General features: G+C 73.2%; 17 protein-coding genes and 1 tRNA gene. 4 read left to right on the forward strand and 14 right to left on the reverse strand.

All coding sequences use genetic code 11. The features are described from left to right. Positions 1–48 precede the first annotated feature (48 nt). Both ACFZBB_RS02425 and ACFZBB_RS02430 read left to right on the forward strand, forming a co-directional pair. A complete protein-coding gene (locus ACFZBB_RS02425; RefSeq protein WP_391116963.1) occupies positions 49–2805 on the forward strand; it encodes an FtsX-like permease family protein in 2757 nt (918 codons plus the stop codon). Next, positions 2802–3854: an ATP-binding cassette domain-containing protein gene (locus tag ACFZBB_RS02430; protein ID WP_391116965.1), complete on the forward strand. Its 1053-nt coding sequence runs from the start codon at positions 2802–2804 to the stop codon at positions 3852–3854. The genes ACFZBB_RS02425 and ACFZBB_RS02430 overlap by 4 nt, the downstream gene beginning before the upstream one ends. Positions 3855–4067: 213 nt before the next feature. Here the strand turns inward: ACFZBB_RS02430 and ACFZBB_RS02435 are convergent, their stop codons facing one another. The 7 genes from ACFZBB_RS02435 to ACFZBB_RS02465 all read right to left on the reverse strand — a co-directional run bounded on the left by ACFZBB_RS02435 (position 4068) and on the right by ACFZBB_RS02465 (position 13273). Next, a complete protein-coding gene (locus ACFZBB_RS02435) occupies positions 4068–4751 on the reverse strand; it encodes a hypothetical protein (protein ID WP_391116967.1) in 684 nt (227 codons plus the stop codon). Further along, positions 4748–5167 (reverse strand): thioesterase family protein, encoded by a 420-nt coding sequence (locus ACFZBB_RS02440; RefSeq protein ID WP_355337139.1) that lies wholly within the window; start codon positions 5165–5167, stop codon positions 4748–4750. Before ACFZBB_RS02440 ends, ACFZBB_RS02435 begins: the two co-directional genes overlap by 4 nt. A gap of 16 nt (positions 5168–5183) precedes the next feature. After that, a complete protein-coding gene (gene ettA, locus ACFZBB_RS02445; protein WP_391116969.1) occupies positions 5184–6848 on the reverse strand; it encodes an energy-dependent translational throttle protein EttA in 1665 nt (554 codons plus the stop codon). 524 nt (positions 6849–7372) lie between these two features. Then, entirely contained in the window at positions 7373–8803 is a 1431-nt protein-coding gene (locus tag ACFZBB_RS02450; protein ID WP_391116971.1) for an LAETG motif-containing sortase-dependent surface protein, read from the reverse strand. 248 nt (positions 8804–9051) lie between these two features. Beyond that, the gene (ssb, locus tag ACFZBB_RS02455) at positions 9052–9552 is read right to left on the reverse strand and encodes a single-stranded DNA-binding protein (protein WP_391116974.1); all 501 of its coding nucleotides are present in this window, start codon (positions 9550–9552) and stop codon (positions 9052–9054) included. A 125-nt stretch (positions 9553–9677) separates the two neighbouring features. Further along, positions 9678–11378 (reverse strand): GTPase, encoded by a 1701-nt coding sequence (locus ACFZBB_RS02460; protein ID WP_391116976.1) that lies wholly within the window; start codon positions 11376–11378, stop codon positions 9678–9680. A 209-nt stretch (positions 11379–11587) separates the two neighbouring features. After that, positions 11588–13273: a dynamin family protein gene (locus ACFZBB_RS02465; protein ID WP_391117499.1), complete on the reverse strand. Its 1686-nt coding sequence runs from the start codon at positions 13271–13273 to the stop codon at positions 11588–11590. Positions 13274–13612: 339 nt separating this feature from the next. Between ACFZBB_RS02465 and ACFZBB_RS02470 the strand changes: the two genes are divergently transcribed. Further along, a tRNA-Arg gene (locus tag ACFZBB_RS02470) sits at positions 13613–13685 on the forward strand. A gap of 246 nt (positions 13686–13931) precedes the next feature. On the opposite strand, the gene ACFZBB_RS02475 is transcribed toward ACFZBB_RS02470, so the two are convergent. Further along, positions 13932–14384, reverse strand: coding sequence for a carboxymuconolactone decarboxylase family protein (locus tag ACFZBB_RS02475; protein WP_391116978.1), 453 nt, complete (start codon positions 14382–14384; stop codon positions 13932–13934). A 356-nt stretch (positions 14385–14740) separates the two neighbouring features. Here ACFZBB_RS02475 and ACFZBB_RS02480 point away from each other — a divergent pair, with 356 nt between their 5' ends. Then, positions 14741–15592 (forward strand): sigma-70 family RNA polymerase sigma factor, encoded by an 852-nt coding sequence (locus ACFZBB_RS02480; protein WP_391117501.1) that lies wholly within the window; start codon positions 14741–14743, stop codon positions 15590–15592. Positions 15593–15613: 21 nt separating this feature from the next. On the opposite strand, the gene ACFZBB_RS02485 is transcribed toward ACFZBB_RS02480, so the two are convergent. The 6 genes from ACFZBB_RS02485 to pstA all read right to left on the reverse strand — a co-directional run bounded on the left by ACFZBB_RS02485 (position 15614) and on the right by pstA (position 26079). Further along, positions 15614–16405 (reverse strand): ATP-binding cassette domain-containing protein, encoded by a 792-nt coding sequence (locus tag ACFZBB_RS02485; RefSeq protein WP_391117504.1) that lies wholly within the window; start codon positions 16403–16405, stop codon positions 15614–15616. A gap of 109 nt (positions 16406–16514) precedes the next feature. Continuing rightward, complete coding sequence (locus ACFZBB_RS02490; RefSeq protein ID WP_391116980.1) at positions 16515–17513, reverse strand: sortase domain-bontaining protein; 999 nt, start codon at positions 17511–17513, stop codon at positions 16515–16517. Between the two features lie 284 nt (positions 17514–17797). Then, positions 17798–20050 carry an Ig-like domain repeat protein gene (locus ACFZBB_RS02495; protein WP_391116982.1) on the reverse strand — a complete coding sequence of 751 codons (2253 nt, stop codon included), beginning with the start codon at positions 20048–20050 and terminating at the stop codon, positions 17798–17800. Positions 20051–20243: 193 nt separating this feature from the next. Continuing rightward, entirely contained in the window at positions 20244–23000 is a 2757-nt protein-coding gene (locus ACFZBB_RS02500) for a hypothetical protein (RefSeq protein WP_391116984.1), read from the reverse strand. Then, complete coding sequence (locus ACFZBB_RS02505) at positions 22997–24793, reverse strand: substrate-binding domain-containing protein (protein WP_391116986.1); 1797 nt, start codon at positions 24791–24793, stop codon at positions 22997–22999. Before ACFZBB_RS02505 ends, ACFZBB_RS02500 begins: the two co-directional genes overlap by 4 nt. After that, complete coding sequence (pstA, locus tag ACFZBB_RS02510) at positions 24793–26079, reverse strand: phosphate ABC transporter permease PstA (protein ID WP_391116988.1); 1287 nt, start codon at positions 26077–26079, stop codon at positions 24793–24795. The genes ACFZBB_RS02505 and pstA overlap by 1 nt, the downstream gene beginning before the upstream one ends. Between the last annotated feature and the right edge of the window lie 4 nt (positions 26080–26083).

A 26083-nucleotide genomic window follows, 5' to 3' on the forward strand; every position in this document is an offset into this window, starting at 1 on the left:
CGGGCATCTGCTGGCACGCCGGTGCCCGGTCCTGACGGTGGCGCGCGCGTGGACACCTCCTGGGTACGGGTCAGGCTGCGGTCCGCGCCCGCCGCCGCGCTCGCGACGGCCGTCCTGGTCCTGGTCACCGCCTTCCTCGCCGCGACGCTCCCCCGCGCGGTCGACCGCTACGAGGACACCGCGCTGCGGCAGGCCGTCCGGGACGCCGCGCCGCTCGACCGCGGTGTCAGCCTGACCGGCCCCTACACGCCCGAGTTCACGACGACCGAACTGCTGGACCCCACCGCCGTCGACCATGTGGAGAAGGTCTTCCAGCGGATGGCGAAGCCGCCGCTGCGGCTGCGGAAGGACCGGTCCGTCATCGGGGTGCGCGCCTCGGAGGCGTCGGTGCCCGACCAGGGGCTGCCCCGTACCTCCGAACTCTTCCCGGCCGCCAGCCTGGTGGCGCAGGCGGGACTGGCCGGGCACGGGCGCCTGGTCGCCGGGCGGCTGCCGGCTCCCGCGCCGAACGGGGGCGTTCCGGCGCCGTTGTCGGTCGAGGCCGCCGTCACCGTACGGACCGCCGAGGTCATGCGTCTCAGGGTCGGTCAGACCGTGCACCTGCACGGCCGCACCGCGACCGCGCTGACCGTCCGGATCTCGGGCATCGTCGCGCCCCGCGACCCGGCCGACGATTTCTGGACCGAGAACAGCGACCTGCTGACCCCGCAGCTGTCCGCGCCGCCGACCCCGCCGGGCAGCGAACCCAAGACGTACTGGCACTTCTCGCTGCTCGTCGACCGTACGGCCGCGCGCTCGATGCCGCTGCTGGGCACGCTGGTGACCCGCTACTGGCACCACCCGCTGGCCACCGACGGCCTGGCCGCGCACGATGTGCCCGCGCTGCAAAGGCAGTTGGCGTCCTTCAACGCGGGGCCCGACTCGGTGGCCCTGCGGCAGGCCACCGACCCCGACATCCAGCTCACCGGCGGCCTCGGCACCGTGCTGGACGACTACTCCGACGACCGGCGGGCGGTGTCGCCGCTGGTGCTGATCGCGGCGGTCGGCGTCGGCACGACGGCGTTCGCGGTGCTGCTGATGGCGGGCGGCCTCGCCGCCGAGCGGCGGCGCGGCGAGATCGCGTTGCTGCGCTCGCGCGGCGCCGCCCTGCGCGGCATCTTCCGGCGGCTGCTCGGCGAGACGACGGCCGCCGCCGTGCCGGGCGGCGTCCTGGGCGTCGCCCTGGCGCTGCTGGCGCTGCCGACCTCGCGGTACGGAACATCGCTGCTGCTGGGCGCGGCGGTCACCGCGGTCGCCGCTCTGGCGCTGCCGGTCCGGGCCGTGGCGGCGGCCCGGCGGCCACGTGCGGCGGGCCGCGAGGATGTCACCGCGGCCCGGCCGTCGCGCCGCAGACTGGTCGCGGAACTGACCGTCACCGTCCTGGTCGTGGGCGCCGTACTGGCCTTGCGGCGGCGCGGCACCGACAGCGGCGGCGACCCGTATCTGGCGGCGGCCCCGGTGCTGGTCGCCGTCGCGGCGGCGCTGGTGCTGCTGCGCCTGTATCCGCTGCCGCTACGGCTGTTGGCGCGCCCCGCGGCCCGGCTGCCCGGCGCGGTCACCCACCTCGGCCTGGCCCGCGCGGGCCGCTCCCCCGCCACCAGCCAACTGCCGCTACTGGCCCTGCTGGTGGCCCTGACGGTGGCGTCCTTCGGCGGCTCGGTGCTGGCCGGTGTCGACCACGGCAGGGACCGGGCGGCGAGCGCCCTGGTCGGCGCGGACGCGCGGGTCGACTCCCGCTTCGGGCTCCCCCGCCAACTGCCCGACGAGGTACGGAAGAAGGTGCCCGGCGTCGGCCGGGTCGTCACCGCCCGCGTCGAGCCGAACAGCCCGACCGCGCCCTTCGGCCTGTCCTATTCGCTGGTGATCGTCGACCCTGCCGCGTACGCGCGACTGACCCACGACATCGGGCTGCCCGCCTTCCCCGCGCACGCGTTCGGACACGATCCGGGGCGTGGAACGCTGCCCGCCGTGCTCAGCCCCGGTCTTGCGTCGCTGCTCGGCGACGGAACGGCCCGGGTGGACGCGGCCGTCGGCGCCGTCACCGTCAGGACCGCGGCCGTCCTGACCAGCACCCCGGCCGCGCCCGGCGCCGAGTTCGTGATCGTCTCCGCGGCTCAACTGGCCGCCAGACACCCGGACCTGGCCGCGTACAGCCAGTACAGCGGTCCTACGGTGCTGCTCGCGATGAACGCGCCGGGCAGTCACATCGACGGCGGGGCGCTGCGCGCGGTCGCCAAGGAGCCCGCGTCCTTCCTGACGGTGCTGATGCGCGGCGAACAGCGGTCCCGGCTGGGCGACTTCCCCTTGCAGCACGGCGCGCGCTCGGTCTATCTGGCGGCGGTCGCGGCGGGCGCCGCCTTCAGCGCGCTGGCCCTGCTGCTGTCGCTGCTCCAGGCCGCGCCGCAACGGACCACGCTGCTGGCCAGGTTGCGCACCATGGGCATGACGCGGCGGCAGTCGCGGCGGCTGGTCCTGCTGGAGATGCTGCCGCAGGCGCTGCTCGCCGCCGTCGGCGGTGTGCTGGTGGGCCTGGCGGTGGTCCCGCTGCTCGGACCGGGCGTCGATCTGCGGGCGCTCACCTTCGGCGGCGGCGAACAGGGCGTGGAACCGGCCGACTTCGGGCTCGGCCTGCGGGCCGATCCGTGGTCCCTTGCCCTGCCGTCGGCGGGGCTGCTGATACTGGCCTGTGCGGTGCTGCTGATCCAGGTGTGGGTGAGCGGACGGCGGCGGGAGAGCGCGGAGTTGAGAGTGGGGGACCGGGTATGACGGGCGAAGTGGGCGGCGGGGTGAGCGGCGCGGTGCCGGGTCCGGTGACGGGACCTGACCGCGCTCCCGTCAGCAGTCTCGCGGATCTGGAGCGGGCGGTCGCCGAGCGGCGGGAGCGGCCCGCGTACGGCAAGGACGCGCTGATCAGTTGCGACCGGCTGGTGCGGATCTTCACCGCGGACGGGGTGGAGGTGCAGGCCCTCCAGGGGCTCGATCTGCTCGTCGGGAAGGGCGAGTTGATGGCGCTGGTCGGCGCTTCGGGCAGCGGGAAGTCCACGCTGCTCAACATCCTGGCCGGGCTCGACGTGCCGACCGCGGGCGCCGCGTCCGTCGGCGGCTACGACCTGCTGGCGATGGACGCCGCGTCGCGGCTGCGGTACCGCAGGGAGGTGGTGGGGTTCGTCTGGCAGCAGACCGGCCGCAATCTGCTGCCGTACCTCACGGCCGCGCAGAACGTCGTCCTGCCGATGCAGCTCGCCGGCCGCACCGGCGGGCTGCGCACGAAGCGGCAGCGGACCGCGCGGGCCACCGAACTGCTCGGCATGCTCGGCGTCGGCTACTGCCACGACCGGCACCCCGGCCAGATGTCCGGCGGCGAGCAGCAGCGCGCCGCCATCGCCGTCGCCCTGGCCAACAGCCCCTCCGTCGTCCTCGCCGACGAGCCCACCGGCGAACTCGACTCCGCCACCGCCGAGCAGGTCTTCGCCTCCTTCCGCACCGCCAACGAGGAGTTGGGCACCACGGTCGTCGTCGTCACCCACGACCACGCCGTCGCCAACGCCGTCCGCCGCACCGTCGCCATCCGCGACGGCCGCACCGCCTCCGAGGTCGTCCGCCACACCGAGGTCGACGAACACGGCCAGGAGTCCGTCGTCGCCCGCGAATACGCCACCGTCGACCGTGCCGGCCGCCTCCAACTCCCCCGCGACTACACCGACTCCCTCTCCATCCGCTCCCGCGTCCTCCTCGAACTCGAACCCGACCACATCTCCCTCTGGCCCGACCCCTCCCAACCCCCTCAGCGGACGGAGGAGCCCCCGGAGAACTGACGGTCACCCACGCGCACACACACGACGGCGAGCACCATGCGGCCGATTGTGGGGACCCGCAAGGACGGCACCTGCGGGGTGCCGACTCACCTCGCACGTCGTGCGGCCGGACGGGGCGCGGCAGCCGCCGACGGCGGGAGGGTCCACGGGCGGCACCCGCAGGGGTGGAAGCACTGCACCGGTGGGCGGGTGGGAAAAAAGAGGGGCCGGCCGCTAGGCCGGGGTGACGGTCAGGCCGGAGGCCGGCGCGGCAGCGCGTACGGCCACGGAACCGAGCGCGGTGCGCAACCGCAGCCAGGGCCCGGCGGACAGAAGCACGGCGTCCTCGACCCCCCGCAGAAACCCGAGGGCATGGGCGGCGTGCACCGCCCGCAAGGGCAAGCCGGTACCGGGAAGCGGCCGAGCCCACAACTCCTCGGCGAGCGCGTCGAGTCCGGCCCGCGTACGCCCGGCCTCGTCCAACTCCTCCGTACGCGTACGGAATTCCCCGATCACACGGGCGGCAGCCGCCCGCACGGCGTCCCCGTCGACCTCGGTGACCCGCAGCCAGCCGCCGCGCGGCGGCAACAGCCCGGCCCAGGAGGGCCCGGTGACGGACCCGGGCAGCACCAACTCGCCCCCCTCCGGCGGAGGCACGGCGTCGAGGAGCTGCCCGGCCGACACGGTCGCGTCGACCGCCGCCCCGACCCCGCCCTCGGCCAGCGCCGCGGTGCGGACCGCGAGGACGCCCCCGAAGGGCGGGTGCCCGAAGACCCCGAGGGCGGCCTCCCCTTCGGCGGACCTGAGCCGTACGACCGCCGCCTTGTCCCAGCGGATCAGTCGGCCGAGGAAGGCGGCCAGATCGGCCGCCTCCCCCACTCGTGCCAGCGTCAGCGTCAACCGCGCGGGAGCGGTCATACGGTGACGGCCCCGTCCAGATACCGCTGGAGGAACAGCTTCTCCTCCGCGGTGATCCGCCGCGGCCGTCCGGCGGCGAGGTTGTACGGGACGACGACCGTGGAGGCCCGTACGTACACCGTCTCGCCGTCCTTGACCTCGTAGTGGACGGTCAGCGACGCCGCGCTGATGTCCGAGACCCACGTCTCGACGGTGACCGGCTCGTGCCGGTGCACCAGCGGACGCAGGTAGTCGATCTCGTGGCGGGCCACGACGGACCCGCCGGTGAACGACACGCTTCCCTCGCCCGGCGCCAGCCGGAACATGAAGTCGATCCGCGCCTCTTCCAGATACCGCAGGAAGACCACGTTGTTGACGTGCCCGAAGGCGTCCATGTCCGCCCAGCGCAGCGGGCAGAGGAAGATGTGCCGTGCCATCACAGATACCGTGCCCTCAGCCGCGGGTCAGCTTCTTGTACGTGGCGCGGTGCGGCCGGGCCGCGTCGGCGCCGAGGCGCTCCACCTTGTTCTTCTCGTACGACTCGAAGTTGCCCTCGAACCAGTACCAGCGGCTCTCGCCCTCGTACGCGAGGATGTGCGTCGCCACCCGGTCGAGGAACCACCGGTCGTGGGAGATCACGACGGCCGCGCCGGGGAACTCCAGCAGGGCGTTCTCCAGCGACGACAGGGTCTCGACGTCGAGGTCGTTGGTGGGCTCGTCGAGGAGCAGCAGATTGCCGCCCTCCTTGAGGGTGAGCGCCAGGTTGAGGCGGTTGCGCTCACCGCCGGAGAGCACACCTGCGGGCTTCTGCTGGTCCGGGCCCTTGAAGCCGAAGGCCGAGACGTAGGCGCGGGACGGCATTTCGACCTGGCCGACGTTGATGTAGTCCAGCTCGTCGGAAACGACGGCCCACAGCGTCTTCTTCGGGTCGATGTTGGCGCGGCTCTGGTCGACGTAGGAGATCTTGACCGTCTCGCCGACCTTGATGGAGCCGGAGTCCGGGGTCTCCAGGCCCTGGATCATCTTGAACAGCGTGGTCTTGCCCGCGCCGTTCGGGCCGATGACGCCGACGATGCCGTTGCGCGGGAGCGTGAACGACAGGTCGTCGATCAGCACCTTGTCGCCGAACGCCTTGGAGAGGTTGTTGACCTCGACCACGATCGAGCCCAGACGCGGGCCCGGCGGGATCTGGATCTCCTCGAAGTCCAGCTTCCGCACCTTGTCGGCCTCGGCGGCCATTTCCTCGTAACGGGCCAGGCGGGCCTTGGACTTCACCTGACGGCCCTTGGCGTTGGAGCGGACCCACTCCAGCTCTTCCTTGAGGCGCTTGGCGCGCTTGGCGTCCTTCTGCCCCTCGACCTTCAGGCGGGCCGACTTCTTCTCCAGGTACGTGGAGTAGTTGCCCTCGTAGGGGTGCGCCCGGCCGCGGTCCAGCTCCAGGATCCACTGGGCCACGTTGTCCAGGAAGTACCGGTCGTGGGTGACGGCGACGACGGTGCCGGCGTACTGCGCCAGGTGCTGCTCCAGCCAGTTCACCGACTCGGCGTCCAGGTGGTTGGTGGGCTCGTCGAGCAGCAGCAGGTCGGGCGCTTCGAGCAGCAGCTTGCAGAGCGCGACGCGACGCTTCTCGCCGCCGGAGAGCGTGGTGACCTGCCAGTCGCCGGGCGGGCAGCCCAGCGCGTCCATGGCCTGTTCGAGCTGCGCGTCCAGGTCCCAGCCGTTGGCGTGGTCGAGTTGCTCCTGGAGCTTGCCCATCTCGTCCAGCAGCGCGTCGGAGTAGTCGGTCGCCATCAGCTCGGCGATCTCGTTGAACCGCGTGAGCTTCGCCATGGTGTCGGCGGCGCCGTCCTGCACGTTCTCCAGCACGGTCTTGGACTCGTCGAGCTGCGGCTCCTGGAGCAGCATCCCCACCGAGAAGCCGGGCGACAGGAACGCGTCGCCGTTCGACGGCTGCTCCAGGCCCGCCATGATCTTCAGGACGGTCGACTTACCGGCGCCGTTCGGCCCGACGACGCCGATCTTCGCTCCCGGCAGGAAGCTCAGCGTCACGTCGTCGAGGATCACCTTGTCGCCGTGGGCCTTGCGGGCCTTGCGCATGGTGTAAATGAACTCAGCCAAGAGAAACCGTCCGGCAATCGAGTAGGGCCACAGTGCGGCACCGCCGCGTGAGGGCAGATACACCCCATCTTGCCGTACGTCCACCCATCCGTGCGAACGGGTCCCTCCCCCACCCCCGCCCGGCGCCCGTCATCCCCACCCGGCCCGCAGACGGCCCGGGAGGCGTCCGGACATTTACGGGGCGGGGCGCTGATCCGCCCGTGCTGCGGTTGGCCGCCAGGGCAGAGCCTCTGCCCTGGCAAACGACCTCCCGCGAACACGGCATCGGCCCCCCTCGCCCCCTCGTGACACCTGGTGCGCCGCATCGTGCCACCGTTCGGTCGCCTTCGAACAGCTTCGAGAGAAGCCGGGGCGGCGCTCTCAGCCGCGGGCGATGATCTCGCGTGCCTGCTGAGCGCCGGCGGAAGCCGATATTCGCGCGAGCGCCGCGGTAGGCGGCGCGGGCCGGACGGGGGCGGGTGTGCGAACGGGTCCTGCCGCACCCTCCGGTGCGGCAGGACCCGTTCGCGGTGGGGTGCCCCGGGTCAGGCGGTGGGGGTGTTCTTCTTGCGGCGGAAGAAGAAGGCGGCGGCGCCGCCGAGGACGACGAGGGCGATGGCGATGCCCGCGATCATCGGGGTGGCGCTGCTGCTACCGGTCTCGGCGAGATCGGTGCCGCCCGTGGTGCTGCCGGAGGTGGCGGGGCTGGGGGCGTTGGTGGGGGTGGCCGTCGGGGTGGGGCCGGGGGTGGTGGCGGTCTTGCAGTCCAGGACGCCCTCGAAGGTCTTCACCTGGTCGTTGGGCAGGGTGATGTCGATCTTGTACTTCTGGTCCTCCTGGACGGGGACCGTGACGGTCTGGGACTTGCCGGGCGCGACCGTGTAGCTCTTGCCTTCGAGCTCGAAGGTGAAGTCCTCGTCGCCCTGGTTGGCGGCGGTGACGTCGACCCCGTTCTTGGCGCAGACGACCTGCGCGGACAGCGCCGGGATCGGGCCCTTCTTGGCCCAGGACAGGGTCGCCGCCGCGGTGACGGTGGTGCTCTGCGAACCGGCGAGGATCTGCGACTGGCTGGAGGTGTCCGTGGCGGAGAAGGCACGGCCGACGGATATCTCGGTGGTGGCCGCGACGGTCACCGGGGCGGTGCCGTCCGCGGTGCCCGCGGGAACGTCGAAGTAGAGCGCCGTGCCGTTCTTGACCGGACCGCTGATCGCCTTGCCGTCCTTGTCGACGATCTTGACGCCCGCCGGGGCGTCGGCGCCGAGCTTGACGTCGACCGCGTCGGCGGTGGTGTGCACGGTCACCGGACCGAGCCGGTCGCCGGACTTGCCGGAGACGGCGGGCGGGTCGAGCGTCACCGAGGGCTTGGGCTCCTCAAGGGTCTGCGCGTGGCTGTCCAGGTACTCCGCGAGCGCCTTGGCGTCGCTGTCCTTGGCCTGCACGTTCACCCCCGGGTCGGACAGGTGCCAGATCGCCACCTGCGTACCGGCCGCGGCCAGGCCCGGCGTGAGCGGGTGGTCGAGGGTGACCCCGGCGGCCTTGAGGGTGTCCGTGACGCCCGCCACGTCGACCTTGGGGTAGGAGTTGTTGAGGATCCAGGCGATCTTGCCCGCGTCCTTGTTGTCCTTCAGCGTCGAGTTGTCCCAGGTGACCTCGTTGTAGGTCGCCTTGTCGACGGTGTGGTGATTGAAGTCGATGCAGTAGGTCTCGATGGTGCCGCCACCGGTCACGGCCATCGAGAAGAGCCCGGCGGTGACGTCGTACTCGTCCTTGGCACCGGGGTTGACGACGGCCTTGTCGGCCTTGTCCTTCTCGATGCCACCGAGCACGGCGGTGGCACCCGTGGCCGACGGCGTCGTGCCGTCGTTCGGGGCGGCGACGGCCGCGCCAGCGCCCGCCATCACGCCCGCCGCGAGCAGGCCCGTGGCAATGCCGGCCGCCGCGAGGCGGGCGGCGCCCCGCCTGTAGGTCTTGAACATGGATTTCCCCTCCGGGCAAGGCGCGTTGGTCGTTCAGAGGATCGCCTTGCCTGCGCAGTTCCGGCCCCCGTGCGTGCTGAACGAGGAGATCCTAGGAACCAGGCGTCACACGCTCACCAAGAGAGTCCCCGCAGCGCCTTTTCGAATCCCAATCGTTATCGGCACAATTGCATGATTCCGTGTTTGTCGATAAGTCATCGACAGAATTCATCCTGGGAAATGCCGCCGAAAGCGGATACTCCGGATACTCAGGGCGCCGCCGCGGGAACGGGCGGCGCCGGATCCGGCCGGGCGGCCACCGGCGGCGTCTCGGCCGCGTTCCCGGCCGCGTTCCCAACCACGGAACCCGCCGCTCCGGACACGGACGCGGCCCCCGCCCCGGTCATGCTCGCCGCGACCCGGCTGAACCGCGAGACACCCCGCGCCAGGTCGTGCCCGACCGCCACCGCCTCGATCTCCGCGGTCAGATAGCGCCGACCCTCACGGTCCTCCTCGCGGACCCTCAACCGCCCCTGGACGAGCAAGGGTTCACCGAGTCCGACCGATTCCTTCACATGCCAGGCCAGCGTCCGCCACGCGCACACCGTGTAGAAACTCGTGGCACCGTCCGTCCACGCGCCGCGCTCGGCGTCCCACCGGCGCGCGGTGGTCGCCAGCCGGAAGCGGGTGACGGCCACACCGGTCGCGGTCTGCCGGGTCTCCGGCTCGGTGGCCACATTTCCCACCACGGTCACAAGCGTCTCGTTCATTTCTCTGCCCTCCCTGCCGATCGCGCCCCCTGCGGGACGCCGTAAGGACATCGTGCAGGAATTCGACCAGTCATGGAGAAACCGGCTGGAATCTGTGGATTACCGGCCGGTTGTGGATAACTTCGTCACTCGGACGAGTGATCTCCCAGAGAAGTGCGGACGGAATGCGCCACGTGCGTGGAATGCGCCCCGGCGACCACCGCGTACTGCTCGCGCACCTCGCGGTACCGCATCAATTCGGCCGCCACCGGTTCGAGCACCCGGGCCCTGCCGCAGTCCGCCGCCGCGTCCCGCAGCCGCCGCTCCGCGGCCTGGCCGTACCGCCGGGCGGGCCCGCGGGCCGCGAACCGGCAGGCACCGGCAAGGGCCGGGCCGCCGAGCCCGCCGACCGCGATCATCACGACCGGCAGCCACCACGTCAGATCGAGCGAGCCCACCGCGACCGAGATCAGGCAGACCGCGCCGGCCACGGCCAGCGCCATCAGCAGCCACTGCGCGCCACCGGCCGCCGACCACCAGCCGGGCCGCTCCGGCGCCCCCGGCCGCGCCCGCGCCGCCGCGCCGTCCAGCGCCTCCGGCAGCCCGTCACGGCCGCGCCGGGCAGCGTCCCGTACCGCCTGCGCCCAGGGCGCGGGCAGCCCGCGGGACGCGTCGGCCGCCACACCGCGCACCGCCTCGTCGACCACCGGCCGGGACGCGGACAGCCCACCGCCGCCCGTACGGGTCGCTCGTACGGGTGAACCCTGCGCCGGGCGCTCACCACGGGAACCGGCGCCGGCCGCGGCCCGTTCACCGATCAGCCGACCCCACGGCGTACCGCAGGCCTCCTCCGCCGCGCCCGCCCAGTCCCGTTCCGCCGACTGTCCTGCCCCGGCCGCGCCCACCGCGTCCGCGAGCCGGTCCACGAATTCCTCGCGCGCCGAGTCCGTGAGTCCGGCGCCGCCCTCGCCGACGTAGAGCGGGTGCAGCCTGCTCGCCGTGCGGTCCATGTCGGCCGCCAGCCGCCTTCCGGCCGCCGCGCGGTCGGTGACGAGCTGGGCCAGTACGGCGCGCAGGTCCGCGACGCCCTCGCCGGTCAGCGCGGACGCGGAGAGCACCACAGCGCCGTCCTCGCCGTGCTCGCCGACCGCGAGGCCGTCCTCGTCCAGCAGCCGCCGCAGGTCGTCGAGGACCAGGTCGACCGAGTCGCCGGGCAGCCGGTCGATCTGGTTGAGCACCAGCACAGTCACGTCGGCGTGCCCCGACAGCGGGCGCAGATAGCGCTCGTGCAGGGCCGCGTCGGCGTACTTCTCGGGGTCGAGCACCCAGACCACGACGTCCACCAGGCCCAGCAGCCGGTCCACCTGCTCGCGGTGGCCGGTCGCGGCCGAGTCGTGGTCGGGCAGGTCGATCAGGACGAGCCCGTCCAGGCTCTCCGCGCGCCCGGTGGCGCCGTCGGCGGCGAAGACGCCCTCCGTCCCCGACAGGTCCCCCGGCCACTCCCCCGCCGCGTCCAGCGCGCCGCGCCTGGCGTAACGGTCCTGCGGCGCGATCCCCAGCCGGTCGAGCAGCCCGGCCGCCCGCTCCGGCTGCCACGCGCAGGCGACCGGCTTCGCGGTGGTCGGCCGCCGTACACCGGTCTCGGAGAGCGCGAGCCCCGCAAGAGCGTTGAAGAGCGTGGACTTCCCGCTGCCGGTCGCCCCGGCCAGCGCCACCACCGTGTGGTCGAGCGACAACCGCCGCCGCTCGCCCAGGCGTTCCAGCAGCTCGCCGGTCTCGGCCAGCGCGTCCGGGCTGATCCGCGTCCTGGACAGCCCCAGCAACTCGCCGAGCGCGTCCACCCGCACGGTCAGCGCGTCCGTAGCGCTCCCCCGCCCCTGAGCGACCGACGAAGAAACGGAGGACGAAGAAACGGAGGACGGAGAAGCGGAGGACGGAGAAGCGGACGGCGCGGAGGACGACGGGGCCGGGACACGTCCCGGCCCGTCTCCCGCCGCGTCCACGGACCCGCCCGCCGCGGATCGTGCCGAACTGCCGGTCGTCGTGGCCACCGTGGTCACCTTTCCCTCTGGAGTACGGACAGCGCCGCGATCAGCGACGACTGCTGCCGCGCGGTCACGTCGTAGCCGTCGACCGGGGCCAGCCGCCGGTCCCGCTCGGCGCGCAGCAGCCCGGCGACGGCGTCGTCCAGCCGGTCGCGCGCGGTGTCGCGCAGCCGCAGCGCGGCCTGTACGCCGACGGTCTCGGCGAGGCGCTCACCCGCGGCGCTCCCGCGCTTGCCGCCGAGCAGCGCGGTCGCCAGCAGCGCGGCCACGTCCTCGGGGTCGACGGGCGGCCGGTCGGCGTCGCGGGCGGCCCGCGCCTGCGCGTAGGACAGTTCGGTCAGGCCGCGGCGCCAGCGGCGTACGCCCTTGTCGATCCGGGCGGCGACGGCGACGCGGTCGCGGTCGGGCCGCGCGGAGGGCTCGCCGAGCAGCGCGGATCCGGCGCGGTCGCGCTGCCAGTTGGCGACGACGCGTTCGTCGGCGGCGTCGGTCTCGGTCCGCAGCAGGGCCGCGAACTCCTCGGCGAGCGCGTGCTGGAGGGCGTCGGGGCCGCACGCGGGGTAGCCCTGCCAGTGCGCGAGGGCCTCACCGGCCAGCGGGACGCCCGCGCCGATCGCGGTGTCGATCCGCTCCCCGGCCTGTTCGTACGCGTCCTCCGCGCCGCGCGCCAGGCGTACGGCGGCGGCGTGCTGGGCGGCGGAGGCGGAGGCGAGGGCGGGCAACCGGCCGCGCAGGGAGTCCAGTACGCCGACGGCGGTGCGCTGGGCGGCGTGCTGGCGGGCGGCCGGGTCCTGGGCGCAGTGCGCGAGCCATTCGCGCAGCGCGGCCACCGCGGTCTGCGGCAACAGGCCGCCGCCGCCCGCGGATTCGGGCAGTTCTGGGACGGTGAAGCGGGGTACGTCGCCCAGGCCCGCCTTGCCGAGCAGCGCCGCGTAGTGCCTGCCGACGTCGTCCGCGATCTGGTGCGGGACGCGGTCGAGGACGGTGGCGAGCGTGACGTCGTACTCCTTGGCGGTGCGCAGCAGATGCCAGGGCAGGGCGTCGGCGTAGCGGGAGGCGGTGGTGACCAGGACCCAGATGTCGGCGGCGCAGATCAGCTCGGCGGCCAGTTCCCTGTTGCGGGTGACGAGGGAGTCGATGTCGGGGGCGTCGAGGAGCGCGAGGCCGCGGGGCAGGCTGTCGTCGGTCTCCAGGCGCAGTTCGGCGCGCCCGGATTCGCCGCGGTCGGTACGGTCGCCCCGGCCGCGCCGGTCGTCGTTCCGGTCACCGCTGTCGCCCCGGCCGGGCCTGCCGTCCCCGGCCGCGCCGCCCGGACCCACCCGTTGGCGTACCGCCCAGGCCCTGTTGAGGCCCGGCAGGACGCGCGGGTCCGCGAACCAGGCGCGGTCCTCGGGGTGGCAGACCAGCACCGGGGTGCGGGTGGTCGGCCGGAGCACGCCGGATTCGCTGACGCGGCGGCCGACAAGGGAGTTGACGAGGGTCGACTTGCCCGCGCCCGTCGAACCGCCCACGACGGCCAGCAGAGGGGCCTCGGGCGCCTTCAGCCGGGGCACCAGGTAGTCGTCGAGCTGGGCGAGCAACTCCTGTCGTGTACGCCGGGCGCGGGCGGCTCCGCGCAGCGGGAAGGGGAAGCGTGCGGCGTCGACGCGGTCGCGCAGCGCGGACAGCGCGTCGAGCAGCTCGGGCCGTACGTCCAAGATCGCCACACCGGCAGAATGCCCCATATTGGAGCATTTTTGAAGCGCATTTCGGGTAAACCACCCCATTCGGCCCGCACTACGCGAAATGGGGCGGCCCATGGGGTCGATGGGGCAGAATGAGCCATCGGCATAACGAGTGCACAACAGCAGCGATCCGAGGCGTCAAAAGCGATGCACGTTCTGCACATGCCTGCGATTATCGGACCACTTCACCGAACCTCCACAACGTGTCACGCGGGTGAAGCAACCGGCGGCAGGCATGTAGCGCCCTATCCTTGACCTCGGTACAAGGTCACGGAACCACCCAGGGGCGGAGACAGCCGCGGCCACTGTCCGGCCCCCGTAGCTCAGTGGATAGAGCAGGCGCCTTCTAAGCGCTTGGCCGCAGGTTCGAGTCCTGCCGGGGGCACTCCACACGTCAACGCGTACGTATCACCGGAAGTTCCGCGTCGTCGCGGCTCGGCGTGGTCGCCGAACGAGTGCCCCCAGGGGCGCCGCCCCACCCCCCGGACGACGGGTTCCTACGCCGTCGTCCGCGCGGATCCCACCGTTCTCGCCCCTCTCCTCGTGCTGGCCGGATTACGCCGGTCCGTGGGGCGTACGCCAGTCCGCAAACCACCAGCCGTCAGCGCGGTGGCCCGCCGGCCGCCGACCGTCAGCCCCACGCGCCGGCGATCTGCCGGCTGGTCACGTTCAGCCGGTTGAAGAAATTGGTCAGGGCGATCATCAGGGTCAGGGCCGCGAGGCCCTTCTCGTCGTAGTGGGCGGCCGCCCGGTCCCAGATCTCGTCGGGCACCGGGTCGCTGCGGTCGGCCAGCCTGGTCGCCGCCTCGGCCAGGGCCAGGGCGGCCCGCTCGGCGTCGCTGAAATACGGCGCCTCGCGCCACGCGGCGACGGCGAACAGCCGCTCCTCGCTCTCGCCGCTCTTGCGGGCGCCGCGGGCACCGGAGTCCACGCACGGGGCGCAGCCGTTGATCTGGCTCGCCCGCAAGTGGACCAGGTCGAGCGTGGTCTTGGGGACACCGCCGGAATAGGCAGCTTTGTACAACCCCTGAATCGGCGTGGTGGCATCGAGGATTGCCGCCGGATTCGCCATGCGTGCTTCCATCGTCTTTCCTTTCCCGGACAACGGGTGACTCCGCCGGACGGGCGGGTCACTTCCCTGACGATCGGCACCGGGCGACTGTGACGGACGTCGCGTCTCGACGCGCCATGGTCACCGGCGGTCGGACCGTCACACGCGGAAGGTCCCGTTCGTCATGGTGAGGAAAGCGGCCATGGTGATGACGGCCGACAGCACAAGGCGGTGACCGGCGACCGCCCGGAACCGGTCACGCGAAAGGGGGCATCGTGGTCACCCACGAGAGCGAATCACGGACGAGCGCGTCGCGCCTGGGCGCGTCACGGACGGGCGCGTCACGGACGGGCGGAACACGGACGGGCGGAACACCGACGCCCGAGTCCCTGGCGCGCGCGTTCGAGGAGCGACGGGCGCGGCTGCTGGCCACCGCGCACCGCGTGCTCGGTTCCTTCGACGAGGCCGAGGACGCCGTGCAGGAAGCCTGGATCAGGCTGGACCGCAGCGACGCTGCGGCCGTGGAGAACCTGGACGGCTGGCTCACCACCGTCGTCGGCCGGATCTGTCTCGACATCCTGCGCGCCCGGAGCCGGCGCCAGGAACTGGCGGGCGAGCAGGCCGACGCCGCTGCGGTCACCGGCGACGACGAGGCGTACGACCCCGAGCAGGCGGCCGTGCTCGCCGACTCGGTCGGTCTCGCGCTCCTGGTGGTGCTCGACACGCTCACGCCGGACGAGCGGCTGGCGTTCGTGCTGCACGACATGTTCGCCGTGCCGTACGAGGACATCGCCTCGATCGTCGGCCGCGGTCAGGCCGCCACCCGTCAACTGGCGAGCCGCGCCCGCCGCCGCGTGCACGACGCCTCGCCGCTGCCCGACCTGCGCCGGCAGCGCGAGGTGGTGGGGGCCTTCCTCAGTGCCGCCCGCGAGGGCGAGTTCGAGCGGTTGGTGGCGCTGCTGGCCCCGGACGCCGCGATGCGCGCCGACGACACGGCGGTGCGGATCGGCGCCGCACCGGTCACCCGCGGCGCCCGAGGGATCGCGGGCGTCTTCTCCGGCGGGGCGGAGGCGGCGCGGATCGCGCTCGTCGACAGTTCGGTCGGAGCGGTGTGGCAGCCGGGGAAACGTACGGTCGTGGCCTTCGCCTTCACGGTCGAGGACGGCAGGATCACCGCCATCGACCTGGTCGCCGAGCCCGGCAGGCTGAGGGAGCTGGACATCGTGGTCCTCGACGGCTGAGTCGCCCGGCGGCGCGGTCGGTCAGCCGAAGCGGCCGTTGACGTAGTCGGCGGTGCGGGTGTCCTGGGGGTTGGCGAACATCGCCTCGGTGGGGCCGTGTTCGACGATGCCGCCGGGGGTGCCCTGTTCGGCGAGGAAGAAGGCGGTGTTCTGGGAGACGCGGGCGGCCTGCTGCATGTTGTGGGTGACGATGACGACGGTGACCTCGTCGGCCAGTTCCCTGATGGTCTCCTCGACGCGGCGCGTGGACGTCGGGTCGAGGGCGGAGCAGGGCTCGTCCATCAGGAGCACGCGGGGGCGGATCGCCAGCGAGCGGGCGATGCACAGCCGTTGCTGCTGGCCGCCGGACAGGGCACCGCCGGGTTGCCGCAGCCGGTCCCTGACCTCCTTCCACAGGCCCGCGCGCGACAGGCACTCCTCGACCAGCAGGTCCTTGGTCTGCCGCGAGGCGCGGGTGCCGGTCAGCCGCAGTCCGGCCAGCACGTTGTCGTAGATGCTCATGGCGGGGAACGGGTTCGGCTTCTGGAACACCATGCCGATGTGCCGCCGGGCCTCGGTGAGCGGGCGGCCCGCCGCGTAGATGTCGTCGCCGTCGAGCAGGACCTCGCCGCCCATGGCGGCGCCGGGGATCATCTCGTGCATCCGGTTCAGGGTCCGCAGGAAGGTGGACTTTCCGCAGCCGGACGGGCCGATCAGGGCGGTCACGCGGCCGGCGGGCATGGTCAGCGAGACCCGGTCGAGGACCTTGTGCGTGCCGAACCAGGCGGAGATGCCCAGCGCGTCCAGGGTGGCGGCGCCCGGTCCGCGCGGCACGGCGGTCCCGGGCGGGACGGTCGCGGGCAGGGCGACGGTGGTCTCTTCGGGGGTGGCGATGTCGGTCACGGCGGGCACCTCGGGCAGTACGGGGCGGACGGTGGGCGGGTCAGAGGAGGTTGGGGAGCAGGCCGGTGACCTGGTCGGCGACCTGGAAGCCGACGACGGCGGTCAGCGGCAGGAAGACGATCCACGTCTGGTGGCGGCCCCAGCGGTGCCAGGCCCACACGGCCGCGACGGACGCCGCGAGCAGCGCCTGGAGCCACATCACCAGCTTCCACAGCTCGCTGGTGGACGTGCCCATCGGCTGCTCGTCGGCCGGGACGGAGCCGGGCCGGATGACGGCGTCGGGTGTGTCGGCGGTCTTCGACACCAGGTCGGCGTCCACGCGCAGCACACCGCTGGGCAGATACGCGGGGCCGTCGGCGGTGACCAGCACCAACCGGCCGCCTCCCGCGGCGGGCTGCGCCGGGGCCGGGTCGCCCGCACGGCGGGCGTCGAGCACCCGGAACCGGTGGCGGCCCTGTCCAGTGGTGACGGTGAAGGTGTCGCCCGGCCGCAGCCGGTCGAGCGTGCCGAACGGTCCGCCGTACGCCGCCGCCCTGCCCATCAGCACGCTGCTGCCGGACTGGCCGGGCAGCGGGGTGTCGCGGCGGTGGCCGACGCCGCCGGTGAGCACGTCGGCCGAGGTGCCCTCCGACACGACCTCACGCAGGCGCAGCCGGGGGATCTCCAACAGCGCGAGCGGTGTGCCGGGCGCGAGCAGCCGGCCCCGCTCGTCGGTCTGGCCGACCGGCACGGTGCCTTCGGCGAGGCTGGCGCGCAGCGCGTCGAACCGGTCCTGCTGCGCGGACCTGTGCTGCACCCCGCTGAGGACGACGAGGTTGGCGGCCAGGCCGAGCAGCAGCACGGCGAGCGCGAGCAGCGCGCCTGCGGCGAGCTGACGGACCGCGGGCCGCCGGGGCCGGGGGGCCGGGGCGGCGACCGCGGCGGGCTCCTCGGCGGGCGCGCCGCCGGGCGCCTCGGCCCGCGTCACCTTCTCGGGCGTCTCGGCCGGTGCCTCGGCGGAACGCGCCGCCTGCGGCGGAGTCTGGTCGGTGACCGTCACGGCGGCCTGCCTCCTCGGGATGTCCAGGGCTGGATGGGGGGTGTACGGGGCTGGACGGTGGTGTACGGGGCGGATGGGACTGTGCGGGGCTCGACGGCGGTGTGCGGGGCGAAAGGTCCATGGGGTCACGGCAGTTCACATGGCCGGGGCGCACCCGGCGATACCGAAAGCGGGCGGCGGCCAGCCGCCTCAGCCGGTCCCCGCGGGCAACCGCTGGCGCGGCACCCGTGCGCGGGTCTCCCGCCCCGGCGGAGGGGTGCCGTCCGCCGGGGCGGGAGCCGGGGTCACTTCGCGGTGACGGCGAACGACTTGCTGCCGGTGTTCACGGTGGCCGAACCCGAGTACCGCAGCGTCAGGACGTGCTTGCCCTTCTTGGTGAGCTTGGCCAGCGTGACGACGGCCTTGCCGTTCTTCAGGGTGGCGGTGCCGACGACCTTCTTGCCGTCGTAGATCCGGACGAAGCCGGTGGGGGTGACGCCGTTGGCGGCGACGGCGACGGTCACCTTGCCGCGGGCCGAGGTCTTGACGCTGGCCGGGGCCTTCGTCGCGATGCGCGGCGCGGCCTTGACGACCGTGACCTTGTAGGTGGCGGCGGCGGTGTTGAGGCGGCTGTCACCCGCGTAGGACAGAGACAGGGCGTGCGTGCCGACCTTCAGCGTCCTGGGCAGCGTCAGCCACGCGCGGCCGGTCTTGTCCAGGCCGACCGTGCCGAGCGTGGTCCTGCCCTCCTTGACGACGACCTTGCCGGTGGCGGTGGCCGGGCCGGTCACGGCGACGGAGAGCCGTCCGGAGGTGCCGTAGGCCGGCTTCGCGGGGGAGACGCCGACGGCGACGCGGGCGGCGGCCTTGGCCACGGTGACCTTGGCGGTGGCGGCGGAGGCGTTGAGCTTGCTGTCACCGGCGTAGGACAGGGACAGGGTGTGGGCGCCGACCGCGAGGGTCTTGGGGAGCGTCAGCGACGCCTTCCCCGCCGCGTCCAGGGTCAGCGTGCCGAGGGTGGCCGCGCCGTCCTTGACGGTGACCTTGCCGGTGGCGGCGGACGGGCCGCTGACGGCGACGGAGAGCTTGGCGGCGGTGCCGTAGGGGACGGCCGCCGGGGAGAGCGCGGGGGTGATCTTCGAGGCGCCCTTCGGGACCTCGCTGACCGTGCCGGCCACCGTCACGCTCGGGCCGTCGCCGACCAGGTTGGAGGCGTAGACCTCGGCGGTGTACGCGCCGGGGGCCAGAGTCGCGGTCACCGAGGTGGCCGGGGCCTTGAGGTCGGTGCTGAAGGCGACGTCGCCCGCGCTGTCGGTGATCCGCACGCGGTAGTCGGTGACCGGCAGCGCCGGGTCGGCCGGCGCGGTCCAGCTCAGCGTGAGCTGGCGCGGGGCCGGGGCGGTGGCGGCCAGCGCGCCGACCGCGGCGGGCTTGATCAGCGAGGAGCTGTTGGTCTCCAGGCCGCCCGCCTTGGCGTGACCGCGGACGGAGGTGTCGATGCTGCCGTTGTAGGGCTCGTTCTGGAAGCCGAACGCGGCGATGGTCTTCTCGGCCACGTCGGACGCGATGGCCGCCTTGTGCGCGCCGGCGCTCACGAAGGTGTCGTACAGGCCCTTGTCGAAGAAGGCGCTGGAGGTGTCGATGGCGCGGGTGGGCACCACGTTGTAGACGTCGCGGCCGAAGGTCGGGTCGTCGTAGTAGCCGCCGAACGGGGACAGCTTGTCGTCCGCGCCCTTGACCACGGGGCTGACCGGGGTGCCCGCGCCGAGGTCGAGGGCGCCGATGAAGGCGCCGTTCTGCGCGGCGGCGGTGCTGCGGTCGGGGGCGGTGTGGTTGTTCTGCGCGATCCAGCTCGCGGCGGAGAAGGGGACGAGGTCGCCGTCCTTGAGGATGACGTCGTTGGCCTGGTTCTCCTCGACCGTCTTGCCGTTGTCGTCGGTGCCCTTGACGTTGCTGCCGAGGTTGACGACGCCGATGGCGCTCAGGAAGAACTTCCGCGTGCCGGAGCTCGACTGCGGGATGAACGGCCGCACGGGGTGGCCCGCGACGGTGGTGACCGTGCCGGAGTAGATCTCGTTGAGCTGGGTGCGCGTCAGGTTCTTCAGGAAGTCGCCCTTGGCGACGTAACCGACCGCGTCCCGGCCGAACGGGATGTACGTGAGGGTGGTGCCCGCGGTGGAGGGGGCGCCGGAGGAGCGCGCGAAGTCCACCTGGCCCGCGATGTTCACGGTGCCGCCCGGGTCGGTGTCCCCGATCAGCGAGGCGCTGAGCGCCTTCTGTCCCGCGCCCGAGCCGTTCGGACGGGTGAAGGTCACGCCGTTCGCACGGGTCTTGACGGTGGCGGAGCCCGTGGCGTCGTACGACGCGACGTCCGGCAGCGCCGTGCTGGCCAGCGCGTTCAGCACGTCCTGCGTCGTGTCGGAACCGACGCCCACGTACGTGCCGAAGGTGCCGGGCGCGGGGTCGGCGAAGGCCGGCGCGGCGACCGTGAGGGTACCGGCCGCGATGGCGGCGGTCATGACCGCCGCGATCGTGGCGATGGGGCGCTTGGTGCGCATATCTCTGTCTCCTGATCGGGGACTCGTACTGCGTGACGGGTGGGGACCCGCCGGAGCCGGATGGCCGGTCTGGCAGGGTGGAGCCCGTCGTTCGCCCCGACTGAGACTCGGGGCGAACGACGTGTCTGGTGGGTGGCCCGGCCCGCGGGCCGGTTCAGCCGCCCGGTCGCCGACGTGGCGGACGCGGGCCGGTTCAGCCGCCCGGTCGCCGACGTGGCGAACGCGGGCCGCGCAGCCGGGCGGGGACCGTCGGCCGCGGGATGGTGAGGGAGCGTCCGCCGGGCAGGCTCAGCCGCAGCGGCAGCCGGGTACCGGCGGCGAAGGGCGCTCCCAGCGCGGCGAGCAGCCCGAGGCCGGCCCCGATCGGCACCGCGAAGCGCAGCGCGGAACCGGGGTCGGAGGGTGTGATGCCGCCCGCGACCGGCACGGTCGCCGGGGAACCGGTCGCGGCGGTGGGGCTGGGCGACGCGCCGGGCTTGCCGCCGGGGGCGGTGTGGCCGCCGGTGCCGCCGTCCGCGCCGCCGCTCCCGCCGTCGGAGCCGCCGGCCGTACCGCTGCCGCCGCCGTCACCGCCCGTGCCGCCGCCGGAGCCGGTGCCGCCGTCCGCGGCGCCCGGCTCCGTCTGCGGGGCGCCGGAGCCGCCGGGGCCGGGGGCCGGCTTCCAGGTCTCCAGGGCGGTCGCCGCCTTGGCCGCCTCGGCCCGCAGCGCGGACGGCAGCGGCGCGTAGCCGACCGGCAGCGTGCCGGGGGCGGTGCCGGGCACCTGGCCGCCGCCGGAGGCGTACCGCAGCAGGTCCGCGTACTGCTTGCGCGCGGTGGGCGCCAGTTCGGCCGGGCGGGCGGCGCCGTAGACCAGCATGCTCAGCGGGTAGACGCCCTTGGCGTTCACGGTCGGGTCGATCCGCCGTACGCCGTCGGCGGCCTTCGCCTTGTCGGCCGCGGCCACCAGAGCGGCCCTGGTCGGTGCCGTGAACTCGCCCGCGGGGTTGCGGAGCCGGGCGGTCTGGAGGCCGAAGCGGGCGGCGGAGGCCGCGTCGGTGATGGTGAGCATGAAGCGCTGCCCGGCGACCTGCGGGCCCGGCGTCTTCCAGACCGGCGGGGTGGCCAGCGGGTCCCAGTTGGACTTCCAGAGCTGGTCGCCGCGGCGGGTGCGCAGCGCGCCGGTGTAGAGGTCGTCCACGTACGGGTGGAAGTCCGTCATCTTCTGCTTCTGGCTGTCCGGGGCGCCGCTGCCGGGCGGGACGGTCTCCCAGTTGTCGTTCTTGGGGAAGTCGTCGCGGTCGGCGGAGAAGGCGTAACCGGTGGGGTTGAGGTCGCCGTTGGAGCTGAAGAAGGGGTTGACGCGCATCCCCCAGTCGTCCGGCACTCCCGCGAGGAACTGCCGGGCCTGCCGGTCGGCCAGCACCCAGGTCCACACCTGCCTGGCCAGGTCGCTGTGGCCGAAGGCGGTGATCAGGTCGGTGTCGGTGCTCGGGTTGGAGGCGACCGAGAGGTCCGCGAACTCCTTGTTGTACGCGAGGAATTCGGGGTCGGTGAGCAGTCCGCCCGGATTGTGCAGCGCCCAGTCGTAGCCCTTGGCCGCGGTCAGCCGGGGTCCGCCGTCGTCGTATGTCGTACGGACCGCGCCCCAGGGCGAGTTGCGGTACGACTCGGTGAGCAGTTTGGCGACCAGCCGCGGGGTGAGGTCCAGTGAGCCGACCCGGGTGCCCGCGCGTTTCTTGACGTCGGCGGGCGCGTCGGAGCGGGGCTGGCGCTCGATGCTGAAGCCGATCACGGCGGCGGACAGCGCGACCGGCGCGTAGGTGATGGTGTCGGCGGGCCGGGTCTCGCCGGTGACCGGCAGGGTGGTGAAGACCAGGCTGTCGCCGGAGTCGGTGAGCTGGCCGCGCGCCTCGGAGTCGCCGACGGTGGTGTAGCCGAAGACCGTGCCGGTGCCGCAGAGCTTGGCCTGCCAGCTTCCCATCGCGTCGGAGACCAGCTCGCTGCCGGTGGTGTCGACTTCCCGCGCGCCCATCGCGCAGGTCGCGCCGACCGGCTGGAAGTCGAGCCGGACCGCGATGCGGTTGCGCCAGTTCGTGGAGGACACCGGGGAGCCCGCGTTGACCTGGGTGCGGTCCTGGTAGGGCTTGCCGTCCAGGTCCAGGTGGCCCTGCGGGACGATCACCAGCCAGCAGGAGCGGCCGGTGACGCTGCCGTCGGGGTGCTTGACCGGGGCGCCGCAGCCCAGGTGCGGGGCCTCCTCCTTGGTCTGCGCCTCGACGTACTCCTGCCCGGTGCCGTCGGCCCCGGTGCGGCCGAAGTCGATCTCGTTGGTGGTGTTGTAGCTGTAGAAGCGGTTGTTCTGGGTGTCACTGGTGACGACGGTGCCGTCGATGGACTTGAACGGCACCTCGCCGCGGCCGAAGGGGCGGCCCGCGCCGTACTTGTCGTCCTCGCCGTAGCTGCCGGGGTCCGCGCTGTACGAGACCTGCCGGGTGTCGTCCGCCTGGTTGCCGGGCCAGGTGTTCCGGCCGGTGGTGGGCGATGCGCCGAACTGGCACTGGGTGCGCGGCGGTCCCGGGTTGCCGGGGACGGCGCCGTCGTCCTCGCCCCAGCACTGCATGATCTGGACGAAGTCGGTGTTGAACTGGGTGCCGGCGAAGGTGGTGGGCACCCCGCCGGTCCAGGACACGCTGATCGCCTGGTTGGCGAGGTCGCGGGTCTGGCTGACGCTGAAGCGCATGTCGGCGAATTCGCCGCGGCCGGAGACGGTCACGGCGGACGACTGGGCGGAAGGGCTCGGCTGGGCCGCCCGCACCGATGCGGCCGACTGCGCGGCGACCGGCCGCAGGTCGGTCAGCAGGGCGGGGGCCGCCTGGGCCGCCGCCGCGCCGAGGACGGCGCCGAGCAGGGCGCCGGTGAGCAGGCGCCGGACGAGCCGGCGGCCGAGGGACTGTCGCGGGGTCGTCACGGCGTGTCCTCCTTGCGGTCGGTCGAGGCGGTGCGGTCGGCCGGGGCCTTGCGGCCGCTCAGGGCGCGGGAGGTCGCGGCCGGTGCCAGGACCAGCCCGACGACGAGCAGCGCCGCGAGGAGCATCAGGGTCTGGGTGCCGCCCCAGCCGTTGTGGCCGCCGACGGCGACCGGCTGCGCGAGCACGACCTGATTGCCGTTGCCGCCGCCGTTCGCACCGCCGTCGCCCGAGCCGCCGCCGGACGAACCGCCGTCCGGGGAGCCGCCGTTGGACGCGTCGACGGGCAGGCCGGTGTCCGGGTCGACGGCGCCCGAGCTGTTGCCGCCGCCCCCACTGCCCGAGCCGCCGGCGCCGCCATTCCCCGTACCGCCGGAGCCGCCGCCCGAACCGCCGCTGCCCGTACCGCCGTTGCCCGATCCGCCCGTGCCGTTACCCGAACCGCCGCTCGTACCGCCGCCGTTGGAGCCGCCGGACGAACCGCCGGAGCCGCCGGTGGACGCGCCGCCGCTGCCGGTGGTGCAGGGCGCGGCGCCCTGCTTGTCGCAGTCCTGCGGGAAGGGCGCCGACTTGGCGAGGGTGTTGGTGCCGTCGGTGCTGAAGGTCGGGTTGTGGCAACCCTTGACGTTGATGGTCTGGGTCTGCGCGCCCGGGATGCGGCGGATCTGGTCGAAGCCCGCCTGCACCAGGTTGATCGGCAGCGGCGAGTAGCCGAGCTTGGGCGCGTACTGCTGGCCCTGGCACATGAAGTAGTACGAGAAGGCCGCCAGCGTGGTGCCCTTGGCCTGGGTGAACTGCCCCTGCACCTTGAGCGGCAGGATCATGTACGAGTAGCTGGACAGCGGATAGTTGCGCTTGTCGGTGTCGGTGTAGACGCCGCTGAGGTCCTGGGTGAGGTAGTCGGGCGAGTTCTTCTCGGTGTTGATCCGCGCCTTGACCAGCGACACCGCGACGTTGGCGGGCGTCGGCTCGGTGTAGTAGCCCGCGTGGTTGAGCACCTTCGCGACGGGGAAGTGCGCGTTCTTGGCGTAGGAGTAGTTGACGTAACCGATCGCGCCGTCGCCGTAGTCCTGGGCGACGTAGCCCGCCACGCCGAGGTCGCCCGCCTGGGAGATCATGCCGGGCACCGGCGGGTAGTAGGACGTCGAGCCGCAGGCGCCCGCGCGGCCCACCTTGGCGCAGTAGGTGTTCCACAGCGCGGTGTGCTGCTTGGCCATCCACAGCGTGAACTGGGCGCTGGAGCCCGAGCCGTCGGAACGGACCACCGGCACGATCTTCTTGGCGGGCAGTCGCAGGCCGGGGTTGTCGGCGGCGATGGCCGGGTCGGACCAGTTGGTGATGGCGCCGGTGAAGATCTTGGTGACGTTCTCGCCGGACAGCCGCAGATTGGTCAGCCGCGCCCCGTTGACCTTGAGGTTGTACATGAACACCGTGCCGCCGGCCACGATCGGCATGTACGCGTAACTGCCGTTGGTCGGGTGCTCGGGCGCGGAGCCGTCGGTGGGGTTGGTCTGAAAGGGGATGTCGGAGACCGCGAAGTCCACCGTCCCGTTGAGGAACTGGTGCCGGCCGTCGGAGGAGCCGGTCTGCGCGTACTGGATCTCCATCCCGTACTGCTTGACGTTGCGCCGCCACTGGTCGACGGCGTTGAACGCCCAGGTCGATCCGGCGCCGGACAGCGGGACGTAGCTGTCGGCCGCGGCGGCGCGCTGGACGCCGGGGCCGAACACCGAGGTGACCAGCAGGGCGAGCAGGGCCATGAGCAGGGCGGCCGGGGCTGAGGTGCGGCGGGGCATCAGGAGTTCTCTCCGGGAAGCGGGGATCCGGCCGGGTCTGCGGCGGGAGCGAACAGCGAGGGGCGGGGGGCGCGCAGGTCGTCGAAGCGCTCGACGTCGCGGCGGGAGGCGCGGGCGGCGCGGCGGCCCTGGCGCTTGGAGAGCTGGCCGGGGCCGCGCCCGCCGATCAGCCGGGCGATGGTGAAGAGCACCAGGACCAGCAGCATCAGCACGGCCGCCGCGCCGAATCCGCGGGCCACCATGGCCGGCTCCGGGGATTTGACGAAGGTGAACACGGCCAGCGGCAGCGACAGCATCGGGCCGTTGGTGGGGTCGGCGTTGACCGCGGTGGCGTATCCGGCGGTGAGCAGGACGGGCGAGGTCTCGCCGATGCCGCGCGCGGTGCCGAGGATGACGGCGGTGGCGAGCCCGGAGCGCGCGGTGGGCAGCACCACGTGCCAGACGGTGCGCCAGCGGGGGGCGCCGAGCGCTTCCGCGGCCTCGGTGAGATTGCCGGGGACCAGGCGCAGGACGACGTCCGAGGCCCGGATGATGATCGGCAGCATCATCACGCTGATCGCGAGTCCGGCCGCGAGACCGGACTTGGGAAAGTGCAGGATCAGGATCCAGGTGGCGTAGATGAACAGCCCCGCCACGATGGAGGGCAGGGCGGTCATCGCCTCGACGATGGTCCGCACGAAGCGCGCGAACCGGCCGCGGGTCTGGTTGAGGTAGACCGCGCAGGCGATGCCCAGCGGGATGGTGACGGCCAGGGCGATGGCGATCATGATCAGGCTGCCGAGCATCGCGTGGGTGATGCCGCCGACCGTGATCGGGTCGAGCGGGCCCGCGAGCTGCATGTCCTGCGTGAAGAAGTTGCCGTGCGGCAGCGCCTCGCGCCCCCGCCACAGCGTGAAGCCGACGACGAGGACCAGGGCCGAGAACAGCAGTCCCGCGGCGGACCAGAGGACGACGGTCATGAGCCGGTCGCGGACCGCGGGGCCGTCGTGCTCCAGCGAGCACAGCAGGGCGTACGCGGCGAGGAAGACCAGGTAGGTGACGGCCGCGAAGCCCAGCGGGCCGGAGAGCGGGGCCAGTCGGCCGAAGAGGAGGAGGGCGGTGCACAGGCCGGTGGCGGCGGCGCCGAGGATGTTGAGCACCGCGCCGCGGACGACGCCGCCCAGGGCGCGCCGCCGCTGCGCGGCGTCCGGGACGTCGGCCGGCTGCCGTACGACGACGGTGGTGGCGGCGGGCGCGTCGGCGGCGGCCGTTGGGGCGGCGGCGGGCTTGGCCAGAAGGTCCGTCATGTCG

It is taken from the genome of Streptomyces sp. NPDC008139 (assembly GCF_042957025.1).
In the GTDB taxonomy this organism is placed as follows: Bacteria; Actinomycetota; Actinomycetes; order Streptomycetales; family Streptomycetaceae; genus Actinacidiphila.

What these genes read in the sequence shown, in the direction of transcription:
- ssb (WP_391116974.1), bottom strand. Translation starts at nt 9,552, where the DNA reads ATGAACGAGACGCTTGTGACCGTGGTGGGAAATGTGGCCACCGAGCCG.
- ACFZBB_RS02435 (WP_391116967.1), bottom strand. Translation starts at nt 4,751, where the DNA reads ATGACCGCTCCCGCGCGGTTGACGCTGACGCTGGCACGAGTGGGGGAG.
- ACFZBB_RS02430 (WP_391116965.1), top strand. Translation starts at nt 2,802, where the DNA reads ATGACGGGCGAAGTGGGCGGCGGGGTGAGCGGCGCGGTGCCGGGTCCG.
- ACFZBB_RS02450 (WP_391116971.1), bottom strand. Translation starts at nt 8,803, where the DNA reads ATGTTCAAGACCTACAGGCGGGGCGCCGCCCGCCTCGCGGCGGCCGGC.
- ACFZBB_RS02505 (WP_391116986.1), bottom strand. Translation starts at nt 24,793, where the DNA reads ATGCCCCGCCGCACCTCAGCCCCGGCCGCCCTGCTCATGGCCCTGCTC.
- ACFZBB_RS02495 (WP_391116982.1), bottom strand. Translation starts at nt 20,050, where the DNA reads ATGCGCACCAAGCGCCCCATCGCCACGATCGCGGCGGTCATGACCGCC.
- ACFZBB_RS02475 (WP_391116978.1), bottom strand. Translation starts at nt 14,384, where the DNA reads ATGGAAGCACGCATGGCGAATCCGGCGGCAATCCTCGATGCCACCACG.
- ACFZBB_RS02440 (WP_355337139.1), bottom strand. Translation starts at nt 5,167, where the DNA reads ATGGCACGGCACATCTTCCTCTGCCCGCTGCGCTGGGCGGACATGGAC.
- pstA (WP_391116988.1), bottom strand. Translation starts at nt 26,079, where the DNA reads ATGACGGACCTTCTGGCCAAGCCCGCCGCCGCCCCAACGGCCGCCGCC.